The 9,233-nt window shown below is 62.4% G+C and carries 7 protein-coding genes; 5 read left to right on the plus strand and 2 right to left on the minus strand.

Going from position 1 to position 9,233, the window contains the following annotated elements:
• The first annotated feature begins 91 nt into the window (after nt 1–91).
• Nucleotides 92–5,125: a helicase-related protein gene (locus EOA86_RS10750; protein WP_206630000.1), complete on the plus strand. Its 5,034-nt coding sequence runs from the start codon at nt 92–94 to the stop codon at nt 5,123–5,125.
• A 458-nt stretch (nt 5,126–5,583) separates the two neighbouring features.
• Here EOA86_RS10750 and EOA86_RS10755 read toward each other — a convergent pair whose 3' ends face one another.
• Nucleotides 5,584–6,732, minus strand: coding sequence for an ImmA/IrrE family metallo-endopeptidase (locus tag EOA86_RS10755; protein ID WP_128341601.1), 1,149 nt, complete (start codon nt 6,730–6,732; stop codon nt 5,584–5,586).
• Nucleotides 6,729–7,034 (minus strand): hypothetical protein, encoded by a 306-nt coding sequence (locus tag EOA86_RS10760; protein WP_128341602.1) that lies wholly within the window; start codon nt 7,032–7,034, stop codon nt 6,729–6,731. Before EOA86_RS10760 ends, EOA86_RS10755 begins: the two co-directional genes overlap by 4 nt.
• Before the next feature lie 182 nt (nt 7,035–7,216).
• Here EOA86_RS10760 and EOA86_RS10765 point away from each other — a divergent pair, with 182 nt between their 5' ends.
• From EOA86_RS10765 to EOA86_RS10780, 4 genes are all read left to right on the plus strand, one after another.
• On the plus strand, nt 7,217–7,720 hold the full coding sequence (locus EOA86_RS10765) for a hypothetical protein (RefSeq protein ID WP_128341604.1): 504 nt from the start codon (nt 7,217–7,219) through the stop codon (nt 7,718–7,720).
• A 7-nt stretch (nt 7,721–7,727) separates the two neighbouring features.
• Nucleotides 7,728–8,213, plus strand: coding sequence for a hypothetical protein (locus EOA86_RS10770; protein ID WP_164891672.1), 486 nt, complete (start codon nt 7,728–7,730; stop codon nt 8,211–8,213).
• 25 nt (nt 8,214–8,238) lie between these two features.
• Complete coding sequence (locus EOA86_RS10775) at nt 8,239–8,691, plus strand: hypothetical protein (RefSeq protein WP_128341607.1); 453 nt, start codon at nt 8,239–8,241, stop codon at nt 8,689–8,691.
• Nucleotides 8,688–9,233: hypothetical protein (locus EOA86_RS10780; RefSeq protein ID WP_206630001.1), on the plus strand; the 546-nt coding region annotated here is incomplete at its 3' end. The genes EOA86_RS10775 and EOA86_RS10780, both read left to right, overlap by 4 nt.

Consider the following 9,233-nt stretch of genomic DNA (forward strand, 5'->3'; position numbering starts at 1 on the left):
GACGGACGACCTGCTGGACTTGCCGGGGCTGCGCGATATGTCAGCCCAGGAGGTAAACGCTCGGCTCTCCAGGTCTCGGCCGCTTCGCGAGTTGCGCCAGCGCCTGCGAGACGGTGACACGCTTGCATGGAGTGGGTGGCGGAACGAGGCCGCCAAGATTGCTGGCTCCTCAGCTGATCCCGCAGAGCTTCTCGTTCGCGCGGCGGAGGCAAGAGACCCCAACGCCCCAAAACTCCTGGCCGAGTATGGGGCAGATTCGATCCTGCCCGCGAGGGTACACCTCTTCCAGCGTACCCTCACGGGGTTGTGGGCTTGCGTAAATCCCGCGTGCCCCAGTCGCCCGGCGCCGAGCGCGAATGATTGGCCATTCGGCGAGATCTACCTGGAGCGGCGCGAACATTGCTCTGGTTGTGGCTCCCTGGTCCTCGAATGGGCGTTCTGCAGCAGTTGTGGGGAGGGCGCCCTCAAGGCGGAGGTTGTCGACGAAGGCGTTCGCATCGCTGCCTGGGACGAGCCTGACCGCGACGACGGTTTCGAGCAGACATTGGATCGGGACGAGACCTACGGAACAGAAGAGGAGGAGGACAGCGCCGGTGAGTCGAAGCTCAAGCCGCTCGCCGATCACAGATATCTGCGTCCATGGACCGACAAGCCGGTGTCCAGACTGACTTTCGATCGTCACACCGGCGCTATCGCCGATGGCGACAGAGAGCAGGGGCTCACATTCGAGGCGCTCGCCGGCGTGTCGCACTGTCCGTGCTGCGGATTTCCACCGACGCCGGCGTCCGATGACAAGGGCGCACTCAGAGGGTTCGCGGCTGGAGCGCCATTCCTGATGTCCCAGCTGGCGCCGGCAGTCATCGGCCGTTTGACGCCAAATACGTCGTCCAATGAACCTCTCCCATTCGACGGACGGCAACTGATCACCTTTACCGATGCGCGCCAAGGTACGGCTAGACATGCGGCGAACATTCAGGTCGCCTCGGAACGAAGCTACATCAGAAGCTTCCTCTATCACTTCGTCCAGGAACGCCCCCTCCCCGACCAGGAGAGGCTTGGTGAGATCCAAGCGCGCATCGAGCGCCTGCGCGCCTCCGGGGACCCCGTACTCATGAGCATGATTCCCGAGCTCGAGGCACAGCGGCGAGCAGCCTCCGGCGAAGCAAAGCCGAAGTCCTGGAAGGCCATGGTCGCGAGACTTGCCGACCAGGAAACCGTAGCGAGCTTCCTCAAGGACGTATGGCAGCCACGAGAGGAAAGCTTCGGCGAGGCCAAGAGGCTCGCAGAGTTCCTTCTCTATAGGGAGATCATGCGTCGACCGGTGAAGGCCAACAGTGCCGAAACTCTGGGACTCGTCCAGCTCCTGATGCCACAGGACGTCGGTGAGACATCGCTGCCCCACGCAGCGTCCAAGTTGGGGCTCGGTCTGGGGGACTGGCGCGACCTACTGCGACTGCTCCTCACGCATTTCGTTCGCACGAACGTGATCCTCGACTTTCCGGCGCGTCAGTGGATGCGGTGGATCGACCGCCGGCAATCGCAAATCTCTGTGCAACGACGGCGGGATCGTAATGCGCCCTCCTCCAAGTTCGTCCGCTTCTGGCCCGGGCCCTACGGAAAGTCGCCGACCCGCGTAGTGCGCCTCCTGCTGCAGGGGCTGGCGCTCGATATTCGGGACCGAGCCGTGCAAGACGAGGTCGAGGAGCTGTTCGATGCCGCATGGACAGCCTTCCTGCGCCACATGACGGCGACGCAGGATGGAGGATACCGCTTCCGCCTGTCGGATCTCTATGTAGCGCCTTTGGAGAATGCCTTCTGGTGTCCGATCACTCGGCGGATCGTCGATACCACCTTCAGGGGCCTCAGCCCTTATGACCAAGATGGCATCCACCCAAAAGCAACACCCGTCGAGTTGCCGCAACTACCTTTCGTCTGGGGGATGAACACGCTCGGTGCGCGAGTGCCGACGAGTGCGATGGACGACTGGCTCAATCGGGATCTTAGGGTCGAGCGGCTGCGCAAGATGGGCGCATGGGGTGACCAGCAGGACCGCGCTGCGCGTTTTTCTCACTGGATCCGCGCGGCAGAACATTCCGCACAGCAACCCAGCTTCCTGCTGCGCGAGTACGAAGCCGAGTTCAAAAAGGGCCGGATCAACGTCATGGCATGCTCGACCACCATGGAGATGGGCGTCGACATCGGCAGCATCGAAGCTGTTCTCAATACCAACACACCTCCAGCCATCGCGAACTATCGTCAGCGTGTCGGCCGGGCCGGGCGAGCACGACAACCGATCGCGCTCGCGCTCACGCTCTGCAAGGATCAGCCGCTCGACCGACTCGCCTTCGCCAACCCCGCCGAATTCCTGGCCAAGCAGGTTCCGGCACCCCAGGTGAGTTTGGAGAGCCCGACGATCGCGCGACGCCATGCTCACGCATATCTCCTCGCGAACTTCCTCAAAGCCAAAGCGGCAGAACTACATCGCCTAACCAACAATCGGTTCTTCGGGCTTGGCCAAGACCCGCGCATGGCAACGGGTCTGAGCCTTCCCTCAGACCAGTTCCTCGCGTGGCTCGACGCAGCGGCGGGTGAACCAGACATTCTTGTAGCCTTGGAGACAGTCCTGAACGGCACGCCGGTGAAGGTCGCTACCGAGCTCTTCGAGAATGCGCGAGAGGTGATGGAGCGGATCAAAGCCGACCTGCAGTCGGAATGGGAAGCCCTCGAGGACGAAGCCGTGGACGACGATGCCGAGTCGACCGCGGTCGACAAGGCGCGAAAGCTCCAACGTCGACGCCTCGAACAGAACTATCTCCTAGGTGAACTGGCTGGCCGGGGATTCTTGCCGTCCTACGGCTTCCCCACAGATGTCGTGCCGTTCATCACCCTCACAGCTGAGGAGCGGCAGCGCCAAGAGGAAGCGACCGAGGAAAAGAACGAAGACGAGCAGAGATTCAAGGCGCGCGGGTGGCCTTCCCGGCAGCGGGACTTGGCCATCTACGAATATGCTCCGGGACGCGGGATCGTCATCGACGGCGTCGTTCGCGAGTCCGCGGGGGTGACCCTGAACTGGAAACGTCCCGCCGACCAGGACGACGTCCGTGAAGTACAGAGCATGCGCCAGGTGAGTTGGTGTCGTTCCTGTGGCACGCTCGTCTCGACGCCGGCCGCCGTCGAGACCCTGGTGTGTCCGGAGTGCGGCGAGTCCAACTTCCGAAGCCTTCGCTATTTGGCGCCTGCGGGTTTCGCGGTCGACATCCGCTTCAAGATCCACGACGACACCCGTGACCTCGGTGCTTCCTCTCCCGAAGATCCTTGGGTCTCATCGCGGACGTCGGCATGGCGTGCGCTGCCGGATCCCAGGCTCGGGCGTGTGCGTGTAGGTGCTGATGGCAAGGTCTTCTGGTTCAACAGAGGTCCGAACCATCATGGATACGAGATCTGCCTGCACTGCGGACGAGCCGCCGCGGAAATCGACCAAGCGGGCACGGGCACACTCATTGGCCACAAGCCGCTGAGAGGCAGCCCCAGGGCAGCGGATGGGGAGACGTGCACTGGCGGTATCGTGACTGACGCACCGTTCGCCATTGCGCGTCACTTGTCATTGGGCCAAGAGATCCGGACCGACGTCTGCGAAGTCCAACTCTACGACTGCGCGAGCCGCGAGGCAGCCCTGGCAATCGCCCTCGCCCTCAGAGAGGCGGTGGCTCGTGATCTTGGGGTGGACACGGATGAAATGGGCTTCGCCGCGCCGGAGGCCATTCATCCGATGCTGGGCCGCAGTCGCAGCGCAGTCGTGTTCGACCGCGCGAGCGGCGGCGCTGGATTCTCGGCGCGGATCGCCCGCGATCCGGTCGAGTTCCTCACACGCGCTCGCGATCTGCTCGACTGCACGAAGGCCGGCCGGTGTCGCGATCGGGACGCCGTCCATGCCTGCGCACGCTGCGTGTTGTCGTCCGACAGTCAACACATCGTCGATGAAACGGACCGCAAAACGGCCCACGAAATCCTGTCACGCGTTGTCGAGCGACTCCATCTGCCGTCTGAGGCTCGACTGTTCGGTCCACAAACCACTTACGAGCCGGCACCGCTGTCCGAAGCCGTCACCGAGGAACTCCAGCGAGACGCCGCGGCGCGGATCGTCGTTCCATTGCGGGGCGCTCCCGCTGGCTGGGAGTTGGACTCGTGGCCAATGACACACATTCTCGAGCGTTGGGGGGCGCGAGAGCGTCCCGCGACGGTCGCTGTCGATGCCAGTGCCTTGAGGGCGGCGGATGGGGTGACCCGTCGACAGTTCGTTCTGTGGGCACAGCGGGCGCGAGTGAACGTTCGAGACCTCGGTGCAGAGGGATTACCCGACTGGTTGGTCGCCGTTGTCGCGCCTCCGGGTACCACCGCGTGGACCAGTGCGGCAGGAAGCGCAAAGGAGGTTGGTGAGGGTTGGGCCGCGGCATCCGAGGCTCCGGTGGTCAGAGGCTCGGTGCCCCCGGCGTCAGAAGGTGCCGAGGTGGACCTTGAGAGTCTCCTGATGACCGCGGGACGGGAAGCACTGGTCGAGATCGGGACCGAGCTCGACGGATCCGCAGCCGGATTCGGGGCGCGTCTGAAGTCGACGCTCGCACGTCATTCGCCGGAACTGGGTCGGGTGCTGGACGGACAGCTGCTCTCGTTGAAATATTCCGACCGCTACCTGTTCAGCCCACTCGCGGTTCGGCTCGTGACCGAGCTCGTGGAGGGCTTTGGAGCGCGCGACGCAGACGTCACCATCACGACGTTGAACGCTCGCACGACTGCGCAAGCACGTGAATCGAGATTGATCCAGTCGGATTGGGCCGACCTGGGCGACAGGGCAACGCTCTTGCGCCAATTCTTGGCCGAGGTGGCGCCGAGGTCGATGGTCGATTTGGTGCATCGGATGGGGCACCGGCGACGGTTGGACTTCGTCACCGATCGCGGCTCGGGCACGGTATTTTTCGACCAGGGTGTGGGATCCTGGAAGGCCGTCGGCCGCATTCCCTTCGATCACCTCGCCGATCTCACTCGACAGCTTCGGGCTCTCAAAGCTCCCTTCGACATCAAAAACGACATTGAAGGAACCTATTTGGCAGTCCGGCTCAACGAGTAGCGAGATGCTCTCAGTCACTCCGCCGCCCACGGAGAGCTCGCATTTTGCGCGCCAAACGGTTGGTGATCGATAGCAGCAGAATGCAGTCCCCCGAACTGCGCGAGCGAGCTCGACCAATATGGCGGCGCTCGCCGACTTCACTTGGTTCGAGGCCTATAAACAGCAGTCCGTGGCCAAAAATCCGAGGGTTCGGACGAAAGTCCGACAAAACGAGAAAGTCCACGCCGGGGAGCCCCCTGCCACGCGCTTGCTTCTTGTTCGGCCCTTTGAACAGCGCTTCGGACAGCAGCAAAGGAATCAGAACGGCAGATTAACAGAACCTACGTGAGCCATTTTCCGCAGGAGCTGGTTGTAGCCATTGAAACGCTATTCAGACCGCCCGCTCCACCGGCGCGTGCAGCTAGCGCGTAGTCGTCGCAGGCAAATGTCCGCTACGCAGCCAAGGGGCGAAATTGGGCTCAGGCCGGCAGAAGAGCGGACTTCACCTCTCCTCGACCGATCAGCTTGGAAAAGCGACGATAGTCCGAATACTGAAACCGCCAGCGACCGGCGGCAACCGCAGGGTGCACGCCAGCCCTCCGCGCCACCTCCAGCACCTCCTCCGTACTGCTGTCCTTGTCGATCGACCGCCACATGGCTGGGGGGATAAGAGCGTTCCGTGCAAACGTGTCCGCTTCCGCTTCAATGGCTTCTGAACTCGCCACATCCAGATCGTCCAGTATGACCTGTCGATCAGCGCTCAAATGGCAAATTACGTGGGCAAATTCATGCAATAGCGTAAACCAAAAATTGTCCAAACGGTCGTGGCGAAGGGTCAGCGCTATCACTGGAACACCATCGCGACGGCACATCGCGGCGCCGTCAAGAAATGTTCCTGGAAGATGTTCCAATATGACTAATACTATTCCAATACTATGTAGCTCGGCCACAATCCGATCATTCCAGTCGGAGAAGACGCTCAGTTGAGCAAGTTGTCGGGCCGCCTTCTCCGGGTCACTGATTTTCGTCTTCTTGATAGTGATCATTTCTGCACGAACCAAGACGGCCGCACACCATGCTTCGAGTGCCGCCAAGTCCGTCTTGGCGTTGGTACGCTCAGTCCTGGTCTTGCGTAACATGGCGACTGCAGGAGCAGAAGCCTTCGAACGCGACACGAAACCGGCGAGATTCTCTTTCGCCTTCATCACGCCAAGCTTACGGAGCTTCCCCTCCGCCGCTATCGACGTGCTTGAGGTACCCGCTGCCGGTTCGTGCTTGGCCGAGCCGATCAGTGAAACAATTGGAATGTTCAGGTGCTGGTGCAGTGCCCTGATCTGATCGACCGTGGGCTGTCGCTGCCCGTTGAGTATCTCGGAAACTCGCGATTTACTTCCAAGGTATGGGATCAGATCGCGTTGCGACAGTCCGGTTTGCTCCATCCGAAACTTAATCGCGTGCGCCGGCGTGGCTGCCTCGACGGTATGTCGGGATCGCTCCCATCTTTCGATGACGGCCTGTAGCACTTCGAGCTCGTCGCGGTCCTTCGGGCTCTTGTGCCCGAACAGCGCAGCGGCACGCTTGAGTGCCGATTGGTAGTCCTCGTCCGTGCGTATAGGTCGAACCGTCATGTCACCTTGCTCCCTGCTTTGCCGGTGGCGCGTGCCCCACTAGTCGCGCCTGCATATTCGATCAGAACCATCTGTGCCTCGCAGTCAGCGAGGAGATCGACCCGATAGCCGCCGTTGAGTGGGATTCGCACTTTGATGCCGTCGATCACGGCTGACGGGTAGAACTCAGCGATGTCAGCCATCGAGCGCCATGACCCTGACTCCAGTTCGGCAACCAGCGCTGGTACGGCTCCATCAAGGCCGTCACGGGCACGACGCGCAAGTTCGCGCAACCTCGATATTCCCATCAGCTTCATGGCCAACCGAGGCTCCACCACAAAAAATGGTTCCCAAATGTGGGACGAACTCTTGCGCGCGACCCTCGCGTCGTGCCATATCAGAATCAGTTCCCAGAAGTGGGAATAACACGCACAAACACCGGGACCAAGGGATGTTGCTCCGCCCGTCCCGTGCACGGACTTCCGGGGCGCTGTGGAGAATTGCAATGACTACAAACAACGAGGGTGGCCCTGACAATCGCCGCATCGTCCGTGTCGAACTCGAGTTCGAGGACCTGCCGGAGCACTCGCACCTCGAAATCGAAGCCGGCGATCTGGATGCCATCCTGCATGCGACTCGTGGCAAGCCGGGCTTCGAGAAGGCCCATTTGTTCGAGCGCGACAGCGAGGAGACGCTGACCGGCATCGGAAATCGCCGGGCCATCTCGATCCTGGTTCACCGTTGCCGCCATGTTACGGTTCAGGTTCGCTACGATGGCGACACCAAGAGCCGGGAGTTCTCACCAGCGGTCACCATTCTGCGCGTCCTGCAGTGGGCGGTCAGCAAGCGCGGCTTCAACCTCGACGACAACGCCGCGGCGAAGGCCAACCTGATGCTGCCGGGGGCCGATCAGCCTCTGCCCAAGGACGCGATGCTCGGCGTCTACGTCAAGCACCCGGGCTGCTCGCTGACACTCGACCTGACCCTAAAGGACTTCACCAATGGCTGAGGTAGAGATGACGGCCGCGCAGAAGACCCTCGTCCACCAGCTGGACTCGGTTCGCTTCCTTGCGGGCATCGACGACGGCCGTTGGGAAGTGCTGGCGTTGGCCTGGCCCTACCTCTTTGTGCGCATCCGGGTTGTGGCTGGCCCGGGTGCGATCCTCACCCACGACTTCCGCCTCGAATGCACGGGCTTCCCAGATCCCGGCCCTTATGTTGAGAGCTGGACCTATGCGGACAATCCGCAGCACGGCACTCGCCCTGCGGCGCCCAAGGCGGGCGCCCCGGGCTTCGTCGAGGCCCTCAAGGATTGGGGCGGCAACAACGGCGACGGCGGCATCTATCGCGCATGGAACCGTGGCGCCGCCCAGCACAATGACTGGTGGCGGAAGCGCCCCGACGAAGCCTGGCACCGGAATCGGGAAATCACTTTCATCATGGAGCAGCTCTATGCGCTCGTTTCTGAACAGGCTCTTTGGCTGGCTGCTAGGGCGGCCTGAGCCTCGCATTGTCTGCGACGAGCCCGTGTGGCAGGCGGGAGCCACCGAACTGAAGCGCCGGACTATCGGCGGGAGACGAGAAAGCGGTGCCTTCCTGATCGGGGAGGCACCCGCTAAGGGGCCCAAGATCATCCGTGCATTCGTCTACTACGACGATCTCGATCCGCATGCCCTCGACAGCGGTATCGTCCATTTCGACGGCAACAAGCTACCGCGCCTGTGGGAGATCTGCCGCGAGCGCCGCTACCGCGTCGTTGCGGACGTGCATGTCCACCCCGGTCACTATGGGCAAAGCGCCTCCGACCAGGCGGATCCGGTCATGCCACGCGCCGGTCACTTCGCCTTCATTCTTCCGAATTTCGCCGCCGGCTCGGTGATCCCCGGCGGCATTGGCCAGTATGAGTATCTGGGGAATGGCAAGTGGATCGACCATTCCCACGGCGCCGCACCGCTACTCGAGCTCAGGAAGCCGAAATGAACTCCCATCTCCGCCGCTCGCGCATCGTCAAAGTCATCACCGATGCCGCTGGCAGTGAGCGCGACTTCGACCAGGCGGCGGCCGCGCTGGATGCCGTGCACATTGCCGTAGTCATCAAGGGTGTAGCGATCGCCACAGCGGCGGTACAGGCAGCCGTAGTCACCGCCCTCAACACCGCCGTGAAATGCTTCGGCAAGGCCACGCTCGTCTGCCCACACAATCCGCCGCTGGAGGCCAAGCTGGCCCTCGGGAGGGACCTCTGGGCGGTCGCAGAGGCTTGCGGAGCCCAGGTTTCCGCATTGCTGCCCTCGAGCGTGACGCACATTGTCGCCATCGGCGAGACCCCAGTAGCCGGGGCTTTCGTGCGCTGCTGGTGGAATGGCTGGAGCGCCGGTGTGCTCCCGGGCTGGGATGACGAGCTCTGCGGCGATGCCGGCAACCCACTCTCCGGAGTGTTTGCCGGAGCGCTCGCCGTACGGGAGGTCTTCGCCAACGCGATTGGGCGGCGTCATTCTGTCAATCGCCGTGCCGCAATCTCGCTC

Origin of the sequence: Mesorhizobium sp. M5C.F.Ca.IN.020.32.2.1 (genome assembly GCF_004023105.1) — a bacterium.
GTDB classification, from domain to species: domain Bacteria; phylum Pseudomonadota; class Alphaproteobacteria; order Rhizobiales; family Rhizobiaceae; genus Mesorhizobium; species Mesorhizobium wenxiniae.

Excerpts from the sequence above, each read along its gene's own strand:
- EOA86_RS10755 (WP_128341601.1), bottom strand. The coding sequence starts at position 6,732 with ATGACGGTTCGACCTATACGCACGGACGAGGACTACCAATCGGCACTC.
- EOA86_RS10765 (WP_128341604.1), top strand. The coding sequence starts at position 7,217 with ATGACTACAAACAACGAGGGTGGCCCTGACAATCGCCGCATCGTCCGT.
- EOA86_RS10770 (WP_164891672.1), top strand. The coding sequence starts at position 7,728 with ATGACGGCCGCGCAGAAGACCCTCGTCCACCAGCTGGACTCGGTTCGC.